The organism is Chryseobacterium shigense, from assembly GCF_900156575.1.
Lineage (GTDB): Bacteria > Bacteroidota > Bacteroidia > Flavobacteriales > Weeksellaceae > Chryseobacterium > Chryseobacterium shigense.
In genome coordinates this window covers 130890-153368 of sequence record NZ_FTNY01000003.1, presented here as the reverse complement: position 1 = coordinate 153368, position 22479 = coordinate 130890, and the positions used below count along the sequence as shown (strand labels likewise).

16 protein-coding genes are annotated in these 22479 nt (G+C 38.1%); 14 read left to right on the top strand and 2 right to left on the bottom strand.

Features of this window, described 5'->3' with window-relative positions:
* Positions 1-46 precede the first annotated feature (46 nt).
* The 6 genes from BW964_RS22720 (at position 47) to metF (ending at position 8109) form a co-directional block, all read left to right on the top strand.
* The gene (locus BW964_RS22720; protein ID WP_104669471.1) at positions 47-1585 is read left to right on the top strand and encodes an ACT domain-containing protein; all 1539 of its coding nucleotides are present in this window, start codon (positions 47-49) and stop codon (positions 1583-1585) included.
* Positions 1586-1677: 92 nt separating this feature from the next.
* A complete protein-coding gene (locus BW964_RS10180; RefSeq protein WP_076506967.1) occupies positions 1678-2838 on the top strand; it encodes an O-succinylhomoserine sulfhydrylase in 1161 nt (386 codons plus the stop codon).
* Between the two features lie 30 nt (positions 2839-2868).
* Complete coding sequence (locus BW964_RS10175) at positions 2869-3240, top strand: four helix bundle protein (RefSeq protein ID WP_076506965.1); 372 nt, start codon at positions 2869-2871, stop codon at positions 3238-3240.
* On the top strand, positions 3230-4258 hold the full coding sequence (locus BW964_RS10170) for a homocysteine S-methyltransferase family protein (protein WP_076506964.1): 1029 nt from the start codon (positions 3230-3232) through the stop codon (positions 4256-4258). The genes BW964_RS10175 and BW964_RS10170 overlap by 11 nt, the downstream gene beginning before the upstream one ends.
* 141 nt (positions 4259-4399) lie before the next feature.
* Positions 4400-7057 (top strand): methionine synthase, encoded by a 2658-nt coding sequence (metH, locus tag BW964_RS10165; protein ID WP_076506962.1) that lies wholly within the window; start codon positions 4400-4402, stop codon positions 7055-7057.
* A 92-nt stretch (positions 7058-7149) separates the two neighbouring features.
* A complete protein-coding gene (metF, locus tag BW964_RS10160; RefSeq protein WP_073336405.1) occupies positions 7150-8109 on the top strand; it encodes a methylenetetrahydrofolate reductase [NAD(P)H] in 960 nt (319 codons plus the stop codon).
* Between the two features lie 51 nt (positions 8110-8160).
* Here metF and BW964_RS10155 read toward each other — a convergent pair whose 3' ends face one another.
* Positions 8161-9315, bottom strand: coding sequence for a hypothetical protein (locus BW964_RS10155; RefSeq protein ID WP_076506961.1), 1155 nt, complete (start codon positions 9313-9315; stop codon positions 8161-8163).
* Between the two features lie 89 nt (positions 9316-9404).
* On the opposite strand from BW964_RS10155, the gene folE reads away from it, so the two are divergent.
* From folE to BW964_RS10115, 8 genes are all read left to right on the top strand, one after another.
* Entirely contained in the window at positions 9405-10073 is a 669-nt protein-coding gene (gene folE, locus BW964_RS10150; RefSeq protein ID WP_034725871.1) for a GTP cyclohydrolase I FolE, read from the top strand.
* Between the two features lie 5 nt (positions 10074-10078).
* Positions 10079-10555 (top strand): hypothetical protein, encoded by a 477-nt coding sequence (locus tag BW964_RS10145; protein ID WP_076506959.1) that lies wholly within the window; start codon positions 10079-10081, stop codon positions 10553-10555.
* 137 nt (positions 10556-10692) lie between these two features.
* Entirely contained in the window at positions 10693-12159 is a 1467-nt protein-coding gene (cysS, locus tag BW964_RS10140) for a cysteine--tRNA ligase (RefSeq protein WP_076506957.1), read from the top strand.
* Positions 12160-12652: 493 nt separating this feature from the next.
* The gene (locus BW964_RS10135; protein WP_076506955.1) at positions 12653-13822 is read left to right on the top strand and encodes a T9SS type A sorting domain-containing protein; all 1170 of its coding nucleotides are present in this window, start codon (positions 12653-12655) and stop codon (positions 13820-13822) included.
* Positions 13823-13971: 149 nt separating this feature from the next.
* Positions 13972-16626 (top strand): 4-alpha-glucanotransferase, encoded by a 2655-nt coding sequence (locus tag BW964_RS10130; protein WP_076506953.1) that lies wholly within the window; start codon positions 13972-13974, stop codon positions 16624-16626.
* 139 nt (positions 16627-16765) lie between these two features.
* Positions 16766-17746, top strand: a complete 981-nt coding sequence (locus BW964_RS10125; protein WP_076506951.1) for a hypothetical protein — start codon at positions 16766-16768, stop codon at positions 17744-17746.
* 176 nt (positions 17747-17922) lie between these two features.
* The gene (locus BW964_RS10120; protein WP_076506950.1) at positions 17923-18375 is read left to right on the top strand and encodes a hypothetical protein; all 453 of its coding nucleotides are present in this window, start codon (positions 17923-17925) and stop codon (positions 18373-18375) included.
* Between the two features lie 126 nt (positions 18376-18501).
* Positions 18502-19011 carry a ferritin gene (locus BW964_RS10115; protein ID WP_073336421.1) on the top strand — a complete coding sequence of 170 codons (510 nt, stop codon included), beginning with the start codon at positions 18502-18504 and terminating at the stop codon, positions 19009-19011.
* 248 nt (positions 19012-19259) lie between these two features.
* On the opposite strand, the gene BW964_RS10110 is transcribed toward BW964_RS10115, so the two are convergent.
* The gene (locus BW964_RS10110; RefSeq protein WP_394333902.1) at positions 19260-22415 is read right to left on the bottom strand and encodes a UvrD-helicase domain-containing protein; all 3156 of its coding nucleotides are present in this window, start codon (positions 22413-22415) and stop codon (positions 19260-19262) included.
* Between the last annotated feature and the right edge of the window lie 64 nt (positions 22416-22479).

Genomic DNA, 22479 nt, shown 5'->3' with positions numbered 1-22479 from the left:
CAGGCGAAATTTTATCTGACAATGACAAACAAAAAATTAGAAACAGATGAAAAATGCGAAAGAGATTAAGTTTTTAAAAAACAGATCAATCATCAAGTTTGAAGGAGAAGATTTCTTAGGCGAAATCGGGATCGATGGAAGAATTTTTAAGGCTCTTACCTTAGCGCGTATCAGTGTAGGGGTAATTTCCCAACAGGCTATTGAAAACGGGCTTTCTATCCTGGTCAATGAGGCAGATGCCGAAAAAGCAGTTGCCTGTCTGATTGATGAATTTGAAGCAGAAAGAAAATCAGGAAAAGTTTCACAGATCTACAGCATCAATAATGTTTCCGTACTTGGATTTGTAGCGGAAGATTTCAATAAAGTTTTGGCAGAGCTGGCCAGAAATAATGTTTTCCCCCTTCTCTTAAACCAGGTTGCAGGAGAAAACAGAGTCAATATTGTAGTGACTTCCTCACAGGATGAAAAAACGAAGAATGTTATTGAATCTGAAATTTTCAATAAGCCTAAAACCGTTCATCTCGCAATTATCGGTCATGGAAACGTGGGGAAAACTTTAATAGAACAGGTATTACGATCTTCAGAAGACATCAGAAGACGAAAAAAAATAGACCTTAAGGTAGTGGCGGTAGCCAATTCAAGAAAAATTGCTTTCAATAAAAAAGGATTTACTGCAGATTGGAATGATGAGGTTTTAACCGCACAGCATCCATCCAATGTTGAAGAGCTGATCAACTTCTCAAAAGAAAATCAGTTGGAAAACCTGATTGTTGTTGATAATACGGCGAGTAAAGATTTTGTGAAAAACTATCACGCCCTTGCTGAAAACGGTTTTGATCTGGTTTCTTCCAATAAAATTTTTAATACACTTCCCATCGAGGAATATCGTAAACTAAGATATACGTTGAGTAAAAATAACAGACGATATCTGTATGAAACCAATGTAGGAGCAGGTCTTCCATTAATCGACACCATAAAACTATTGCACCTTTCAGGAGAAAATATCACCAGGATCAAAGGAGTATTTTCCGGTTCATTGAGCTATATCTTTAATAATTTTTCTGTGAGAAACGATAAGTTTTCAACCATCATCGGAGAAGCCATGGAAAAAGGATATACAGAACCTGATCCTCGTGAAGACCTGTCTGGAAATGATGTCGCCAGAAAGCTTCTGATTCTCGCTAGAGAGTTAGACCTGATCAATGAATTTCAGGATATCGATATTCAGAATTTAATACCTGAAAATCTTCTGTCTGTAGATAAAAATGAATTTATCTCAAGACTTGATGAGCTGGATGAAGAATACCAGAAAATCAAAGAAGGGCAGGAGCCCGGACATGTACTTCGCTATGTAGGAGATCTTCACGGAGACCTTCAGAAAGACAAAGGACAGCTTGATGTGAAACTGGTTTCTGTACCGGGAAGTTCTGCTTTAGGCCAGCTTAAAGGTTCAGATTCCATCTTTGAGATTTATACAGAAAGTTATGGAGAAAACCCGATTGTGATCATGGGAGCCGGTGCCGGAGCTCAGGTAACCGCAAGAGGTGTTTTCGGTGATATTTTAAGAGTAAGTGAAACTAAATAATATTAATAATGTAACAATATAGCAATGTAACAGTCTAGCAATCATTGGTACATTGTTATATTGATTCATTGGTACACTGATAATTAAACTATATGGAAAATTTTGAAACCTCCGCCATAAGAACCCAAACTGAAAGAACCCAGTTTGACGAACATTCTACACCGCTATACCTTACATCCAGTTTTGTTTTTCAGGATGCAGAAGATATGAGAGCGAGCTTTGCTGAAGAAAAGTCCAAAAACCTGTACAGCCGTTTTTCCAATCCCAATGTGACAGAATTCACAGATAAGATCGTTACAATGGAAGGGGCAGAAGCGGGATATGCATTTGCAACAGGAATGGCTGCTATTTATTCCACATTTGCCACTTTACTGGATGCGGGAGACCATATCGTAAGCTGTCAGTCAGTTTTCGGATCTACCCATACTTTATTTACGAAGTATTTCCCGAAATGGAATATTGAAACGACCTATTTCAAAGCTGAAGATGCTAACAATGTTGAGCAATACATTAAACCCAATACCAAGATCCTATATCTTGAAACCCCTACCAATCCGGCTATTGAAATTCTGGATCTTGAGTTTTTCGGTAAAATTGCAAAAAAACATAATCTTATTTTTATTGTAGATAACTGTTTTGCAACACCTTATCTTCAACAGCCTATTAAATATGGTGCAGATGTTGTTGTTCATTCTGCAACAAAACTTATTGATGGTCAGGGTAGAGTATTAGGAGGGGTAGCCGTAGGAAAAGCTGATCTGATCAGGGAGATTTATCTTTTTGCTAGAAATACCGGACCTGCCATGTCACCTTTCAACGCCTGGGTATTGTCGAAAAGTCTTGAGACGTTGGCTATTCGGGTAGAAAAACATTGTGAGAATGCTTTGAAGGTAGCTGAATTTTTAGAAAGTCACCCCAATGTAGAACTCACTAAATATCCATTCCTAAAATCCCACCCGAGTTATGAAGTCGCAAAAAAGCAGATGAAACTGGGAGGTAATATTGTTGCATTTGAAATCAAGGGAGGAATACAGGGCGGAAGAAATTTCCTTGATAAAATAAAAATGTGTTCACTTTCTGCCAACTTGGGAGATACAAGGACTATTGTTACGCATCCGGCATCCACTACCCATTCAAAGCTGACTGAAGAAGAAAGAAATGAAGTCGGGATTACGGCAGGACTGGTACGCTGCTCAGTAGGTCTGGAACACATAGGTGATATCATTGCTGATCTGAAGCAGGCTTTAGATTAATCGAACATTAATCATTGATCGTGTACAGATATGAATAAAGATTATACACAGCTGGCAGTCTGGATTGAAGGGCAAAAATTGATTGTCCTCATAGACAGCTTCACTAAAAGAAACCCTAAAAAGGAATTATGTGATTTAAGCAGCCAGATCAGAAGAGCCGTTACTTCCGTTTCCTTAAATAGGACAGAAGAGTGCGGGAGACCAGCATCGGATAATGCATTGCAATATCTGCATACTGCCGGAGGATCTTTATATAAACTTGAAAAGCAACTTGATTGGTCCTTAGGCCAGAACGATATTTCCAGGGCAGATTTTGACAAAGTGACTTCAAAAATCCTTATATGTAAAAAGCTAATCAATGGATTTATCAATTATTATAAGAAAATAGACAATGAAAAATAGTAGACAAGACGCTCAGATTTTATCTCTTAATACTCAACTGGAAAAGAGAATTCTCGTTCTGGACGGTGCTATGGGAACCATGCTTCAGCGCTATAAATTTGAGGAAGAAGATTATCGAGGAGAACGTTTCAAAGACTGGGAACATTCCGTGAAAGGAAATAATGACCTGCTTTCTCTGACCCAGCCTCAGGCTATCGAAGAAGTTCACAGAAAGTACCTCGAAGCGGGGGCAGACATTATTGAAACCAATACGTTTTCAGGAACTACCATTGCCATGGCAGATTACCACATGGAAGAGCTGGTCTATGAACTGAATTATGAATCAGCAAAAATTGCCAGAAAAGTCTGCGATGAATTTACCGCTCAAAATCCTGATAAACCAAGGTTTGTAGCAGGTTCCATTGGACCTACCAACAGAACGGCAAGCTTAAGCCCCGACGTTAATGATCCGGGGTACAGAGCCATCACCTTTGAAGAATTGAGAGTAGCCTACAAACAACAGTGCGAAGCTTTGCTGGACGGAGGTTCAGATATCCTTTTGGTAGAAACTATTTTTGACACGTTGAATGCTAAGGCAGCATTATTTGCCATTGATGAGCTTCAGGAAGAAAGAAATATAAAAATTCCGATCATGGTTTCCGGAACAATTACCGATGCTTCAGGAAGAACGCTGAGCGGACAGACTGCAGAAGCTTTCCTGATCTCAGTTTCACACCTGAACTTATTGAGTGTAGGATTTAACTGTGCATTGGGAGCAGATCAGCTTACCCCTTATCTGGAAACCCTGGCTCATAATTCCGACTTTTATGTTTCTGCTTATCCGAATGCCGGACTTCCCAATGCTTTCGGGAAGTATGATGAGACACCGGAGGATATGGCAAGACAGATCAAGGAATATGTTGAGAAAAAATTGATCAATATTATTGGCGGATGCTGTGGTACGACGCCGGATCACATAAAGGCAATTTCAGATTTGGTGGCGCAATATCCTCCAAGAAAAGCAAAAGAATTGGCGTGATCAGGCCGTTTTTAAATTAAAACTAGAATAGAAGCTGGCTTATAAAAAGTTTCCGTTGTTTATCGCTTTTAGCAGAGCTGGAGATCTGCTGAGACCGAATGCGGACAGTGCCTATTATCATGTAGCAGAATAAAAAAATTAATGAAATATTTAAGATTATCAGGCCTTGAGCCTCTTATCATAACACCGGAAAGTAATTTCATCAATGTTGGTGAAAGGACCAACGTTGCCGGTTCCAAAAAGTTTTTAAGACTGATAAAAGAGGAAAAATTCTCTGAAGCCCTTGATATTGCCAGAAATCAGGTAGAGGGAGGGGCACAGATCCTTGATGTCAATTTTGATGACGGACTGATCGACGGAAAAGCGTCGATGATCAAATTCCTGAATTTAATAGCATCAGAACCGGATATTGCAAGAATTCCGGTCATGATCGACTCTTCCAAATGGGAGATCCTGGAAGCAGGACTTCAGGTCGCACAAGGGAAATGTGTGGTGAATTCTATCAGTTTAAAAGGCGGTGAAGAAGAATTCATCAAACAGGCCAAAGCAGTCAAAAGATATGGAGCCGCAGTGATTGTGATGGCTTTTGATGAAGAAGGTCAGGCAGACAATTACGATCGAAGACTTGAAATTTCAAAACGGTCATATGATATTTTGGTTAATCAGGTTGGTTTTCCTGCGGAAGATATCATTTTTGACCTGAATATTTTTCCGGTGGCAACGGGAATGGATGAACACAGAAGAAATGCCATCGATTTCATCGAAGCAACAAGATGGGTCAGACAGAATCTTCCGTATGCTTCGGTAAGTGGTGGAGTAAGTAATGTCTCGTTCTCGTTCCGTGGAAATGATACGGTGAGAGAAGCAATGCACTCGGTATTCCTTTATCATGCCATTCAGGCAGGAATGAACATCGGAATCGTGAATCCTGCAATGCTGGAAGTTTATGACGAAATTAACAAAGAGCTATTAGAGCTTGTAGAAGATGTCATTCTCGATAAGAGAGAAGATGCTACGGAAAGACTTCTGGATTATTCTGAGAAGAATAAATCTGTAAAAAAAGAGATCGTAGAAGAACTTGAATGGCGAACAAGGCCTCTACAGGAAAGAATTACCCATTCTTTAGTAAAAGGGATCGACCGTTTTATAGAAGAAGATGTAGAAGAAGCCAGACAACAGGCCGCCAAACCACTGCATGTGATTGAAATTAACCTGATGACCGGAATGGGAGTGGTGGGAGATCTCTTCGGAAGCGGGAAAATGTTCCTTCCTCAGGTGGTGAAATCTGCGAGGGTAATGAAGAAAGCGGTGGCCTATCTTCAGCCATTCATTGAGGATGAAAAAGACGGCTCAAGACCAGCCAACGGAAAAATTCTTATGGCGACAGTAAAAGGGGATGTTCATGACATTGGTAAAAATATTGTGAGTGTTGTTTTGGGTTGTAACAATTATGAAATCGTTGACCTTGGGGTAATGGTTCCAGCTGAAAAAATTATTCAGGCTGCCATAGAACATAAGGTAGATGTGATCGGATTAAGCGGACTGATCACACCAAGTCTTGATGAAATGGTATACATCGCTTCCGAATTAGAAAGACAAAATCTCAATTTTCCTTTATTGATCGGTGGTGCTACAACTTCAAAAGCCCATACCGCTGTGAAGATTGATTTAAAATATAAAAATGCGGTTGTTCACGTGAATGATGCTTCCAGAGCAGTGAATGTAGTGAGTTCATTGCTGGGAGACCGAAACAAAGAATATGTATCAGAGCTGAAAGACGAATATTCTGATTTCCGTGAGAAGTTCCTGAACAGACAGGTAGATAAAGATTATGTCTCCATTGAAGAAGCCAGAAAAAGTCATTTCACTATCGATTGGGAAAATGAGGAGATCTTTACACCGAATAATTTAGGAGTAACCGTACTGGAAGATCAGGATTTGAATGAGTTGCTTCCTTTTATCGACTGGTCCCCATTTTTCAGAAGCTGGGATCTTCACGGAAAATATCCGGATATTCTGGAAGATGAGGTGGTGGGCGTTCAGGCTAAAGAATTGTTTAAAGATGCACAGGTGATTTTAAAGAGAATTCTTGATGAAAAATTATTGAAGGCAAAAGCCATCTTCGGGATTTTCAAAGCCAATTCAAATGAGTCCGATGATATCTTAATCTTTAACGAAAATAATGAAGAACAGGCCAGATTCCTCACCCTTAGACAACAGGCACAACGCTCTAAAGGGAAAGAATATCTGGCGCTAAGTGATTTTATAGCACCTCAGAGTTCAGGAAAAACTGATTATGTTGGGGCTTTTTGTGTCTGTACCGGATTTGGAACAGATGAACTTTCGGATGAATATGAAAAAGCCAACGACGACTATAATGCCATCATGGTAAAAGCCCTCGCCGACAGATTCGCAGAAGCCTACGCTGAATTTTTACATAAAAAAGTAAGAACAGAATATTGGGGCTACGCCAATCAGGAAAGCCTGAGCAATGAAGATTTGATCGCAGAAAAATATAAAGGAGTCCGTCCTGCACCGGGTTATCCTGCCTGTCCGGATCATTTGGAAAAGAAAACCATCTGGGATCTCTTAAAAGTAGAAGAAAATACGGGCGTTTTCCTGACCGAAAGTCTTGCCATGTTTCCTACAGCAGCTGTTTCCGGATATTATTTCGGAAGTCCGCATGCAAAATATTTTGGCCTTGGAAAAATAACCGAAGATCAGCTTCAGGATTATGCAAAAAGAAGAGGATGTTCTATAGACGAAGCAAGAAGGTGGTTATCCCCGAATCTAGCTTAAAAGTTTATGACCAGGCTGGTTCGGGTATTGACTGCCGGCAACCAGCAGCTCGTCAGCTGGCAACCATCAACAAAAAATAACTAAACTATAAAATGAAGATCACTGAACACATTAAAAACGCAAACGGGAAGACCTTGTTCTCCCTGGAAGTGGTTCCACCCCAGAAGGGAATTGGAATCGAAGATCTGTATACCAACATAGATCCGTTGATGGAGTTTAAACCTCCATTTATTGATGTCACCACTTCCAGAGAAGAGTATATTTACCTTGATAAAGGCAATGGCCTCATGGAACGCCGGATCACAAGAATGCGTCCCGGAACCTTAGGGATTTGCGCTGCAATCCAGCATAAATATAATGTAGATACCGTTCCCCATCTTCTGTGCGGAGGTTTTACCAAAGAAGAAACAGAATATCTTCTGGTAGACTGTATGTACCTTGGAATAGATAATATCATGGCCTTAAGAGGCGATGCGATGAAAGGACATCAGTACTTTGAGCCTACACCGGGAGGCCACGCCAGCGCCATGGACCTTGTCCATCAGATCAATGATTTAGGAAGAGGAAAATACCTTCACAATGATGAGAAAGCCTGTGATGAACTCAATAAATTTTGTGTAGGAGTGGCAGGCTACCCTGAAAAACATATGGAAGCCCCTTCTATGAATTACGACCTGAAATGGTTGAAGCAAAAAGTAGATGCCGGAGCAGATTATATCGTTACCCAGATGTTTTTTGACAATAAAAGATTTATTGAATTTGTGACCAAAGCCAGAGAAATGGGAATTACAGTACCGATTATCCCGGGAATTAAACCCATCGCCACAAAAAAACACTTAAAAATTCTTCCCCAGATATTCAAGATCGATCTTCCTGAAGAACTGATCAATGAAGTGGAAAAAGCCAAAAACAATGAAGCTGTAAAACAGATCGGAATAGAGTGGGCGATTACCCAATGCAGAGAACTGCTTGATTTCGGAGTTCCTGTACTGCACTTTTACTCGATGGGGAAAAGTGATAACATAAAAAAAGTAGCCGGAGAGCTATTCTAATAGAGTATCAAAATGAAAGGAGCCCTGCTGTTCAACAGCAGGGTTTTTTATTTAAAGGATAGGATGCCTTTCAAATTCTTTATTGCGGTCAAATAAATACCGGTAGGTAGCCAGTTTTCTGGTAACAGTGGTATCAAGACTCTCCGCTATTTTTATCATTTTAGGATTGAAATCTCCGATCCACTGGAGTTCCGTTGTTTTGAAGTCGGTATGTTTTCTAAGATGTTGCGTTCCTTCCCAGATCATGTAGCCATCAATCCCTTTCTTTTGCCATTCCGGAACCACCCCAAAAACCAGACCTACCATTTTTTCATTTTTGGTGAATTGTTTTATCCACAAAAATTTAAGCTTTTCTACAATTCCAAACCGGCCGTTCAGGTATTTGAACCATTGATTCACATCCGGAAGATTCATCCACATGGCAATAGGTTTTTCATTTTCATACACGAACCAGGAAATATGCTCATTGATAATAGGTTTCATCGTTTTAAACATTTTCAGAACCTTTGCTTCCTCCAGTTGCTTGCCTTCACCATGGGCAGCCCATGCCTGATTATAAATTTCGGTAAAATCTTTCGCGAATTTTGGAAGATCATTCTTTTTCATCGGTCTCGCAGAGATCGCGGGATTTCGGCTGTGCTTGGTATGCATTAACGTGAAAATCCGGGAAACATCAGCGAAAATAGGCCGTGAAAAACAAAGTTGCTCAAAATACATTCTGAAACCATAATTCTCAAAAAGCTCTTTGTAGTAGGGGAAATTATAATTCATTCCAAACAGTGGTTCCTCAAAGCCTTCCGTTAAAAGTCCCCAGAATTTATCCCGTTCCCCGAAATTGATCGGGCCGTCCATCGCCTCCATCCCTCTTTTCTGAAGCCACATTTTACAATGGTCGAAAATAAAATCAGCTGTTCTCTGATCATTGATACAGTCAAAGAATCCAATTCCCCCGGTGGGCTGTTTCTGTTCATAAAGACCGGAAATAAAAACGGCCACTTTTCCTACCGTCTCATTCTCCTTGTTTTTAAATAAAAACCGTGTACATTCTCCTTCCTGGAAAGATTTATTTTTTTCAGGATCAAAGATTTCTTCAATGTCCTGATTTCGGGGTCTGATATAGTTTTTGTCGCGCTGGTAAAGCTGGGCGGGAAATTCTAAGAATTTCTTTTTCTGGGTTTCGTTCTGTACTTCTTCGACAATAATCATAAGCTAAGTTGAGAATGGATAATGTTTTTCGTTCAAATAGAAATCGATGAACAGATTTTATCCGTATTTTTGTTGCAAATTAAATAAAAATGGTTGATTTTACCGATAACGACGATGATATTTTCACTGGAAAAGAACATACGCCTATTAGGAAAGATGCATTTGATAAATCGCCACAGGAAAAAATAGAAAAAATCACCGAACTTTTTGGTGAGATTATGGAAACACTGGGGATGGATATGACGGATGATTCTTTAAAAGATTCTCCGAAGCGTGTTGCCAAAATGTATGTGAATGAAATTTTTGGAGGACTTCTTCCTGAAAACAAACCGGGAATTTCCACATTTTCCAATAAATACAAATACCGCCAGATGTTGGTGGAAAAAGATATTACTGTATATTCATTCTGTGAACACCACTTTCTGCCGATTATCGGAAGAGCCCACGTAGCCTATATTTCAAACGGAGAAGTGATTGGCCTTTCCAAGATCAACAGGATTGTGGATTATTATGCAAAAAGACCGCAGGTTCAGGAAAGACTGACGATGCAGATCGTAGATGCTTTGAAGGAAGCATTGGGAACAAAAGATGTAGCCTGTATCATTGATGCAAAACACCTTTGCGTCAACTGCAGAGGAATAAAAGATACCGCAAGTTCCACCATCACAGCAGAATTGAGCGGTATTTTCAGAACCAATCCTATCACCAGACAGGAATTCTTACATTATGTAGGAAGCCATGCTAAACTGGATTATTAAGATCAATGATTGATCAGATCATAAAGAAAAATATCAGGTTACTTTCTGAAAGATATCATCATGACGTATTGTATTATGAAAGAGTAATTGCAATAAAAAATGAAAAGAATGTCATTGAGATTTTCTCTCAGATAAAGGATCATATTTCTATTACCTATAATTTTGAAGAGGGAATTGAAAAGGTTGAAATCCGGAATATTGAAATTTATGATTTATTAATTAAAATTTTTCTGAGAAAAAACTTAGAAAAAGTAAATTTGAGTCCGGGTTATCCATTAAATTTAAAGGATATTGAAGAAGAATTTGGAAATTTACATAGATTTGAAGAAGAATTAATGACTCTGATCAATACTGAAACTCATTATTCCCATATCGGAGGAAATCGGGTTTTGGCAGAGTTGTATAAAAATATCTTAATTTTAAGGGATGATATTGGAAGTTCAAAAGCCAATGTATTAAATATAAGTAATGATAAAATTTAAAAAAGTTTCGGATAAGATTTTTGTAATAACCATTATTTGTTGTTGCTGTCAATGCTGTTGTTAAAAGACTTCAGCTTTTAAATAAATTTGGAAATTTTAAAACTAAACTTAAAATCATTACATCAAAAAACAAAACGATGCAATTAAAAATATACAATTCGCTTACAGCAGAAAAAGAAATATTTAAACCCATTTTAGAAGGAAACATCGGAATGTATGTCTGCGGACCTACCGTGTACAGCAATGTGCATTTGGGGAATGTAAGAACCTTCCTTTCCTTTGATTTTATTTACCGTACCCTGATTCATTTGGGGTATAAAGTACGATATGTAAGAAACATTACCGATGCGGGTCACCTTACAGACGATGGAAATGTTGAAAACGACAGATTCGTTAAACAAACCCGTCTGGAGAAGCTTGAACCTATGGAAATCGTACAGAAATATACGGTGGATTTTCATAAAGTATTGGAAATGTTTAACCTCCTTCCTCCCAATATTGAGCCTACAGCGACAGGGCATATTGTAGAGCAGATCGAGTTAACCCAAAAACTTATTGAGAGAGGTTTTGCTTACGAAAGCAACGGTTCTGTGTATTTCGATGTTCTGGAATACAATAGGAGAGGCCTGAACTATGGTGAACTTTCAAAACGTAACATCGAAGAACTTTTCGCCAATACCCGTGATCTTGACGGACAGGGTGAAAAGAAAAATCCACAGGATTTTGCCTTATGGAAAAAAGCATCGCCCGCTCACATTATGAGATGGAATTCTCCTTGGGGCGAAGGTTTCCCGGGATGGCACTTGGAATGTACTGCGATGAGCACGAAATATTTAGGTGAAAAATTTGACATCCATGGTGGCGGAATGGACTTGAAGTTCCCACACCACGAATGTGAAATTGCACAGGGAAAAGCTTGCAATGATACAGCTCCGGTTAATTACTGGATGCACGCTAATATGCTGACGATGAACTCCCAGCGTATGAGTAAATCTACAGGAAACTACATTCTTCCGATGCAGTTGGTAACAGGAGAAAATGACTTCTTTGAGAAACCTTTCCATCCTACCATCGTACGTTTCTGCTTCCTGCAGGCGCACTACAGAAGTGTGCTGGATATCTCCAATGACGCGATGATTGCCAGTGAAAAAGGGTTTATCAGATTAATGGAAGCGATCAAAGTATTGAATTCTGTTACTCCTGATAACGAAAAACAGTCTGGATTTGATCTTAAAGAATGGAAAAACAAATGTTACGATGCCTTGACCGATGATTTCAACTCTCCCGTTCTGATCGCTCATTTATTTGAAGCCGTAAAATATATCTTTGCTTTAAATGACGAGAAAGAAACCATTTCTGCTGAAAATCTTGAAGATTTAAAAGCAACGTTGAATGCACTGGTATTTGATGTTTTAGGCCTTCAGAATATTGAAGAGAATAATAATGAGAAACTTGATCAGACTTTAAAAGTTTTGATTGAGCTTAGAAATCAGGCGAGAAAATCAAAAAACTTTGACCTTTCAGACCAGATCAGAGACAAACTGCTTGCTGAAGGGATTGAATTAAAAGACGGAAGAGACGGAACAAGTTACGTTCTGAATTAATCAAGAAATAAATAATACAGCTCCCGCAGCTCACCTGGATTCTGCAGATAATACCATAACAATCTGTTGTAATCCGTGTGATCTGCGGGAGTTTTTTTATGCTGATATTTTAGTAATTTCTTATTATCTCGCCGTTTCTTGCAGATGCAGCGGATATTGCAGATTTAATAAGGAAAACTTACTCACGTCGGCGGAGCCGGCAATCTTTGCTTCTCTAAATTACACTGTTCAATTAATTAACCTTTGCGTTTAAAAAAATACAAATTCCAAAAATTATTTAAAGGATAGCACCAATATTACTGCCTTAAATAGTGGTATTTGTGAAAAAATTGTGCTATTTGTGTTGTAGGAAAAGAATAAATTATCAAAATACTAACGTTTACATTAAACGAGTGTAAATATTATGTGAATGCTGCTGTTTTTTTATGATTCAATAGAGAAAATATGTAACTTAGTCATACTAAAATCATTAATAATCTAAATTCTACATAGTATGAAAAAACATCTATTCCCTCTCTTTTTGCTTGCAATAGGCGCTAATGCTCAGGCACAGCAGGATTTTTTTGCAATCGCAGGAAAAGATACTTCCAGCATTGTTTTCAGTGATTTCCGTGTGATTGATGCGGCCAAAGGTACTTCAGGAGAAAAAATATTCTCTGCTGATACTGCGGCAAAAGTGTTTTCTCAGGAAAGAAAAGGTAGCATTGTGGAAGATAAAAATTCCTACAGCCATTCTCAGGCAGTTACCATGGCAGCTCTGGCTTATGATCCATTGAACAACAATCTCGTGTATATGCCCATGTTTTCGTCTAATATTTATGTTTTAAATGCGAAGACAAAGGAAATTACATTGGTGGACAATGCCGTATCAAAAGTAACTTCCTGTGATATTAATTCGCATATCACAAGAATGACGGCAGGCTATGACGGAAATATCTATGCCCTCAACAATGCGGGGACGCAACTGTTGCAGATCAGTAAAAAAGGAAGTCAGTATGTTGTGAGCGACCTTGGAATCATTAAAGATGATGTTGCAAACGGAAAGAATTCATTTACCGCTATGGAAACCGGTTTCGGAGGTGATATGATTGGAGATGCTGATAATAATTTTTATGTCTTTTCGGCCTCAGGAAATGTTTTTAAAATCATTGCTAAAGAATTAAAGGCAAAATTTGTAGGTAAGATTTCCGGTATTCCTGAGAATTATTCAGTGAATGGTTCAGCAGTCAATGCCAAAGGAAAAGTAGTCATTGCAAGTGCTAAAGGAGACAGCCTGTATGAAGTTGATTTGGCTACACTTCAGGCAAAATCTCTTCCAGGTGATGAAAAACCTCATATCTATGACTTGGCCAGTAAGTATTTTGCCAACGAAAGAACTTCTTCAGTCAATACATCAGCTGCTAACATCGAGATTTATCCGACAAGAGTAGATCAGCATGTAATCAACATCAGTGTCAATGATAAAGCTGTAAAGGGAAATCTCAGCCTTACTGTTTTTGATATTTCCGGCAAAAATGTATTGAAACAGAGTCTGTCTGTAAAAGACGGTTCACTTAGCCAACCAATTGATCTGAAAAGTCTCGTGAGCGGAGCATATATTGTGAGCGTTACAGAGGAGTCAGGTAAGATTCTTTTAAACAAGAAAATTTTAGTTACAGAATAAAACGTTTCAATTCTGGATCTTAATTGATTTTGAATCCATGAAAATACAAAACCTTTTCAACCTATTTTGGAAAGGTTTTTTAATGATTATTTGATCTTGAATAAGTTTTATTTTTCGATATTAAAATGTATTTTTATAAAAAAATATAGATGAAGTTATACTTTAATGTAGGATATAATGCAAAGGCCGGACAAAATCTGCAGCTATTGATTGTAGATGATAAAGGTACTGCGGTCCAGACTCATACCCTATTTTATGCGGAAAACGGCATTTGGAAATGTGAGGTAGATTATTTCTCGAAATCCATTTCATACAAATATCAGCTTACGGACGAAAAAGGAAACGTTCAGAGAGAAGAGTTTGTTCTGCATCATCTTAATTTTCCTCATAACTATAAGGAGTTTATTATTTTCGATGAATGGAATAGTAAGAATTTTCCCGAGAATTATTTAAACAATAAGATCCTTTATAATAAGCTCAATCAGTTTGTTCCTGAAAAGGCGGTGGTTTTAAAAAAGCATACCCATTTGTTCAGGATCGAAGCGCCTGTTTACAATCCCAACTGGAAAATTGTATTGTTCGGGAGTACGGCCTCTTTAGGAAACTGGAATTATGAAAAAGTGATTCATCTTTCTCAAACTGATTTTGGGATTTGGGAAGCATCTGTTGAGATTCCTGAGAACGAATTTATTCAATATAAATATTGTATCTACGATAAAAAAGAAGGACGTGTTATTGATGTAGAGACTGGTGAAAACAGATTTACACTTGCTAATCAGCATACGGATGTTCTGCAAATTGTTTCCAATCATTATTTTAAATTCAGGTCCTACCAAATGTATCATGATGCCGGAGTAGCGGTTCCTGTATTTTCGTTGAGAAGTGAGAATGGTTTTGGAGTGGGAGAGTTTTCAGATCTTAAAAAGCTTGCTGACTGGACGAATGAAACCAATCTCGGAATCATTCAGATCCTGCCGATTAATGATACAACGGCTAATTATTCATGGACGGACTCCTATCCTTACGCAGCCGTTTCTGTGTATGCATTGCATCCCCAATATATTTCACTGGAAAATCTTGATTATGATTTACCGAAAGAATTAGTTTCTGAGTATCACGCTGAGAAAGAAGCATTAAATGCCCTTGATCTGATTGATTATGAAAAAGTAATTGCCGGGAAATGGAAGTTTTTAAAGGCGGTTTTTAATGCAGAAAAAGAGAGAATTTATAAAGACCGTAACTTCAAGAAGTTTATCAAAGACAATGAGTACTGGCTGGTTCCGTATGCCGCTTTTTGTGTGCTTCGGGACAAATATAAAACGCCCAACTTCAACGACTGGAAAACGCATAAAAAATATATTCCCGGAAAAATTTCACAATTTTTTACCGTAAAAAGTAAAGATTATGATGCTTCCATGCTTCATGCATGGGTACAATATCAGCTTCATCTTCAGTTAAAGGATGCGGTAGAGTATACCCACGGTTTAGGAGTTTCATTGAAGGGAGATCTTCCCATCGGTATCTACAGATATTCTGTGGAAGCTTGGACGGAACCTGAGTTGTTCGGAATGGATTTCCAGGCAGGGGCTCCACCGGATCAGTTTACAGAACTGGGGCAGAACTGGGAATTCCCTACGTATAACTGGGAAGCGATGAAGGAAGATGATTACCGATGGTGGAAAAACAGGTTTAAAGCACTGGAGCAGTATTTTGATGCAATGCGGATTGATCATATTTTGGGCTTTTTCAGAATCTGGAGAATGCCTGTATCTGCTACACAAGGAATTTTAGGGTACTTTTATCCTGCCGTTCCTGTGGTGTTGGAAGAATTCAAAGCGAGACATATTCCGTTTGATTTTAACCGCTATTGCACACCCTATATTAATGATAGGATTCTTTGGGAGTATTTTGGTGAAAACAGCAATCAGGTCCTTGAATTTATCAACCATAATAATGATGGAACGTATTCATTCAAAGAAGAATTTGATACCCAAAGAAAGCTGACTGATTTTTTCAAAAAGAATCCGAAAGGTGCTCTGGAAGAAAAACTTGTTTCTTTATGTGCGAATGTCTTGTTCCTGACCGAGGAAAGAAACGGTGAAACGGTATATCATCCAAGATTTAATGTTTACAGCACCGATTCCTATAAATATTTGCCGGAGTGGGAGCAAAAAGCAATCTATGACCTTTACCACGACTATTTCTTCAGAAGACAGGATCATTTGTGGTACGAAAAAGCGATGGAAAAACTTCCGGTTATTCTGAATGCCACAAAAATGCTGATCTGTGGTGAAGATCTGGGAATGGTTCCTGCATGTGTGCCTGTTGCGATGGATGAACTGGCTATTATTGCCCTGAAAGTGCAGCGTATGCCGTCAGATAATATTCCGTTTTATAATCCCAAAAATGCAGATTATATGAATGTGGTGACCGCTTCTTCCCATGACAGCTCTACGCTGAGACAGTGGTGGAAAGAAGATCCTGCTTTGACACAGAAATATTTCAACCAACAGCTTATTCAGTACGGAAAAGCTCCTGACGAAATGGATTGTCATCTGGCTGAAATTATTATGAAACAACATCTTTACAATGATGCGATGCTGGCTATTTTTCCAATCCAGGAGTTTATGGCTACTGATCCTGAGCTTACCAATCCGAATATGGATAATGAAAGAATTAATAATCCTGCAGTTTTCCCTCATTACTGGCGATACAGGATGCATCTGAAGCTTGAGGACCTGAAAGGAAAGGAGACTTTCAATCAAAAGATTGCCTATTGGATAAAAGATAGTGGAAGAGCATAAATTTAACAATTGATTATCAATTGGTTAACTATAATTCAAAAGAAGTTTGATCTCAGGATTTAACTTCTTTTTTTTATTTATATCCAAAAGATAGAATAGAGATATTCTACTATATACTAACCAATTAACGACTATAGAGATGAAAAAAATACTTTTGGGATTAGCTCTGGGACTGGCAGCTTTGTCTTCCGCCCAGCAGTATCCAAATAACGGATGGGGAGATGACGGATATTATCAGAATGGAGGAGGCTACACCGATGAGGACGACAGAAATTATTTCCCGGACGATTATTATTACAACTATCCTCAGGACTATTATCCTAGTGATTATTATCAGGGATATTATAATGACTACAGAAACAGTATTACCAATATCAACTGGAATGTCTTTTTCAGAGAAAACAGACTGAACCGATGGCAGATGGATCAGATCATGAGTCTGAATAATTTATATGTAAGTTTCTCTACATGGGATAATTTTTACAGATATAACCCGGACAGATGGTATTATGACCGATTCTACGCTCTGGAAAGAATTTTAGGACCAAGAGTATTTGTTGTTTTCCAAAATAATTACTACCGTGGAGCGAGCCCTGTCGCTTACTTCCAGAACTACAGAAGAACCTATTATGCCCCAAGGTATACCGTAATGCCGAGATACAGAAATATCAATATCAATGTATACCGGGTAGACAGATCAAGAGTGAGAAGAGTAGATAATCCTACTTTTAATGTGATCAGAACGAGTGATCGATCTAATAACGGATTCAGAGGGCCTGTAAGAGAGAGTGGTTCTTCAGGAGGATTTCGTAATCAAGCCGGTAACAGACGTGATGATTCAGGGGGATTCCGTAATGAAAATAATGGGGTGAGAAGTAATAATGGGGGCGGATTCAGAGGAAATTCTGAAAATAACGGAACCAGAGGTGGATCTGGAAATAATGGAGGATTCAGAGGCAGCAATGAAGTGAAAAGAGAAAATACCCCGCGAAGAGAAAATAACAGCGGAGGATTTAGAGGAAACAATGGCAGTTCCCGATCTGAAAATTCAACTTCCAGTCCGCAGAATCAGAATAGTAATGGGGGAGGTTTCAGAAACAGATTAGTCAGCAATAAATAATTTTCATATATTATATTTAAGTGGTGTGAAGGGCAGATTTTAGGATCTGTCCTTTTTTATTTTCTATTTATGATTTTAGTATTTAAATTTAACATTTTTTATGAATATTCTGATTTAACTTCTCTTTTAACTATTAATCAAAAAGGTATATAACAATTAATTAAATATTTTTTAAGATGAAAAAATTAGTTTTAGCAATAGCATTTATTGGAATAGGAGGTTTTGCAATGGCTCAACAGACCACGACAACTCCACAGGACAAACAGGCAAAAAGAGCAGAGATGCATCAAAAAATGGAGCAAAAGCATCAGGAGCATATGGATCAGATGCAGAAAGATCTTAACCTGAACCAGTCTCAGGTAGCACAGATAAAAGCGCTTCATGAAAAGAGAAAATCTGAAATGAAAGCAGACTTTGATAAGAACAAGGATGCCAGACAGGCCAAAATGGAGGATATGAAAGCTAAGAGAGCTCAGATGGATGCAGATATGAAGAAAATTCTGACTCCGGACCAGTATGATAAATGGCAGGCCGACAGAAAAGCGAAGATGGAGCAGAGAAAGACAGCGATGAAGGACAGAAAAATGATGAAGAAGCCTATGAATACTGCAGCTCCAACAGCTAATTAAGCGTTCATAATTTTGATTTTTTAATGTGGAAAGGACGGGGAAATACCCGTCCTTTTTGTATTAATTTTCATTAAAACTTTTGATTTCGGGCTTTTATTGCTTATTTTTGACTATAAATTTATACTTATGATCAGCGAAAAAATTGCAACGTTAATTAACGAACAGATAGCTCACGAACAATATGCAGCACAATATTACCTTTCCATGTCTGCCTGGTTTTCAGGAAAAGACCTTGATGGTATTGCGAATTATTTCAGAGTTCAGAGCAAAGAAGAATTGATGCATGCGGATAAAATGTTTGATTTTTTAAATGATGTAGGCGGAGAGATCATCATCGGCGAAATAGCAAAACCTCCTCACGAGTTTGAAAATGCGACTGATATTTTTGAAAAAGCATTGGAGCACGAAAAAAAGGTAACCAGAAGTATCTTCAACATTGTGAAAAATGCTAATGATGAAGGTGATTTTGCAACAACCTCTTTTATGCAATGGTTCATCAACGAACAGGTAGAAGAAGAAGCCAGCGCTTCACAGTATGTAACAAAAATCAAGATGGTATGCGATAATCCATCTGCATTATACCTTTTTGACCAGGAATTATCTCAAAGAGTATTTGTACCGGCTACAAAAGCTTAAATACATAATAAGCTAAAACCGCCCGGCCGTTCGAAGAACGGCCGGGCGGTTTTTGTTTTACTGGAATCAAGTTGTGGACAATGTTGATAAAATATAAAGTTATCCACAATGATTTTCAGGGTTTCTTGAGAGTTATGGGGAATAAGTCTCTTTTTTAATTAAAATTATTGTTTTGTTAATCAGTGTGTTATGTGGTTTTTGCGTAGTTATCAACATTAGATTGTGGAAAACTTTGTGGAAAACCTTTTCTAGAGGTAAATAAGCTGCGTCTTTAAAACCTTTCTTCCCAAACCTTCCAGGATATTTTTATATCTTTCAATCTGAAGTTCGTTTTTTTCTGTCTGTTCACCGGTTTTAAAATCAACGATAATATAACCTTCTTCTCCTTTCAGAATACGATCCGGTCTGAAGATATGGCTCTGTCCTCTCTCTGAGATCATAATATCTTTTTCATTGATCACTTCCCATTTTTCATCAAAAAATTCGGCATATTTCTGAATGATCTGAATCAGAGTTTCCTGAATTTCAGTTTTTTCCTCCCAGGTGATCTGCCCATCCAGAACATAACTTTCCAGAACCTTGGCTGTATCTTTTTCCGTATTGATTTTAGATAATAATTCATGGACAAAAAGCCCGATTCTTACCTTCTCATTCCGTACCTGATAGTTTTTGGAAGGCGTGGCAATTTTGATGGAAGACCTGTTTTCATTAATATTCTTAAGGTTTTGAATATCCTTGGTTTTAAATAATGATGTTTTATCTTTAGAATGCTTTTTCAGCATCTCAGGACGCACTTCATACAGATCAAATTCATCAGCCTCTTCCTTATTTTTTCCGTTAAAGAATTCCAGCAGTTCCAGATTATTGGAGGTTTTATTCGCTTTTTGAAGATAGAAAAATAACTGTTCCACAGGACGGGTGGTCGCTACATACTGAAGACACAATCTGTCGATCAGGTTTTTATAGGAATTCTTTTTGTTGAAAGCCTCGATTTCTTCATCATACACTTCAAGATTTTTACTGAACTGATTGATATTGACGGATTTCAAAGCATCATCATTATTAGTGTCAAACCAGTTCGTAAATTCACCGTCTCTGTTTTTATTCATCATAGGAATAAATACAATCGGAAATTCCAGCCCTTTCGATTTGTGAATTGTCATGATCTGAACAGCATCAATGTTTTCCGAGGCCTGAATGGTGTAGCCGGAAGCTTCCTCGTCCCAGTATTTCAAAAATTCCTTTGTACTTGCTCCCGCATTCTGAGTAAAGTTGAAAAGCATTTCCAGAAAATTCAGAAGAAAATCTGTTTCCTTGTTGTCTACAGCAAATTCATTGATATAATATTCCACAAAATTATAAAGGTTGAATCTCGGGAAATTTTCCTGTTTCAGTTTCAGAGAATATTTTTCTTTGACGAACTGAAGAATCTCCTCGTGCGTTTCCAGCTCCAGGATTTCTTTCATTTCCAATGTAAAATCTTCCATGTGGATTCTGCCCAGTGTATTCAGATAATACATCATCATGATCAGGTTCGGTCTGTTTTTGGGATTGATTTCCCATCGCAGAAATTCAATGACCGCTTTTAATGTATTCGAGAGTTCAAGGGTCAGACCTTTATCCGAAATCGTTTTGATATTCGTCTCTTCTCCGCGGTATTTCACCTTCAGATTTCCCAGCTTTTGAGAATAGCTGAAAATATCAAAGTTGCCACGGCATAAAATCGTAATGTCAGAAAATTTAAAACCGTTATCCAGGCTTTCCTGAATATCCTTCCGCATTTTTTCAGAAGTATCGTTATAAAAATCGTCATTGGTGAGATTTTCAATCAGACTTACTTTGACGCGTCCTTCGATTTGTGATCTTGGGCTCTGCTCAGCATCCTCGCCAAAAATATTCCGGTGTTCTTCCTCCAGATCCTGTGAATGATACCGGTACAGCTCATTATTGAACTGAACGATATTTTTCGCACTTCTCCAGTTGTCTTTCAAAACATAAAGAGTAGCTTGTTTGGGAGAAAATTCCTTTTTATTAATGATATCCAGCATCAGTTTACTTTCTCCGCCACGGAATCTGTAGATACTCTGCTTGGGATCACCTACCAGCGTAAAAGAAGTGTTCTCTGAAGAAACACTGTGATCCCGGAGCGGAACAAAATTCTGCCACTGCAGTTCCGAAGTATCCTGAAATTCATCAAAGAAATAATGCTGAAACTGTGAACCTACCTTCTCGTAAATAAAAGCCGAGGGTTCATTTTTAAGATTTTCGTTGATCAGAATATTAAACTTTGAAAGCAGAACCAAATCGTTTTCTTCCTCAATTTTTTTTAACTCATCCTGAATATCTTTATTCACCTTTAATGGAAGAAGCGCGGATAAAATCTTTTCTTTCTTCTGGGTTTCAATATATAAAAGGATCAGCTGCATCCTGTTGTCAAGAAGCTGGTCCAGGATTTCAAAGATTTCAGGCTCCTTACTTTTGGATTTTGATGAAGCGCCTTTTCGGTAATTATTCACAACAGATTCTTCCTGCGTCGTAGGAAATGGAAAACCGGGTCTCTTCTGCGCATAAAAATCCTGAACCTTGGTGAAAAAACCTCCAATTCCATTTTTACCCTGAGCAAAATCTTCAATCTCAATATTTCTGGATCTGAACAGTTCAACAGACCTCGCAGCAATATCTGCAGACTGTTTTTTATTCTGTATGATTTCTTTTCTGAGCGTGTTTTTTATGTTCTCATAATTCGTGTCGTCAAAGCTTTTATTACTTTTCAGATGTTCATAATGGATATCCTTTACAAACTCTTTTGCAGAATCATACAGGTTTTTGTTCAGATTAATTCTTTCATTATTTTCCAGACTGTAATCCACATAATCCATGAATGAATTGGAGATGCTCTCATTTTCGCCGATCTGGTCAAGCATTTTATCTACCGCTTCGATGAGAAAAGGTTCGGCATCAATTTCAAGATTGAAATTTTTAGCTAAACCCAGTTCATAGGAAAAACTTCGAACCAGCCTTGAATTAAATCGGTCAATCGTTCCGATATTCAAGGTAGAATAATTGTGCAGAACATAGTCCAGCAATTTTTTAGAACGTACGTGAAGTTCATCAATGGTGATTCTTAAACCGTCTGCTTCAAATGCTTTCTGAATATTTTTCAGATCTCCGTTGTCTGCGAAATTATCTGCGGAAAAATTTCCAAGCCACGACAAAATTCTCTCCTTCATCTCATTCGCGGCCTTATTGGTGAAAGTAAGGGCAAGGATATTCCTGATCGACTGCTGTTGATTCGGATAGCGGAGACAGATCATCAGAAGCCTCTGGACAAGGGCATATGTTTTCCCCGAGCCTGCTGAAGCATTGATTACTGTATAAGAATTTTGCATTGCTGAATTTAGAATTGAGACTGCAAGTTAGCTAATTTTTAAGTGAAATTTTAACAATTCCGGGCAGTGATTTAACAGT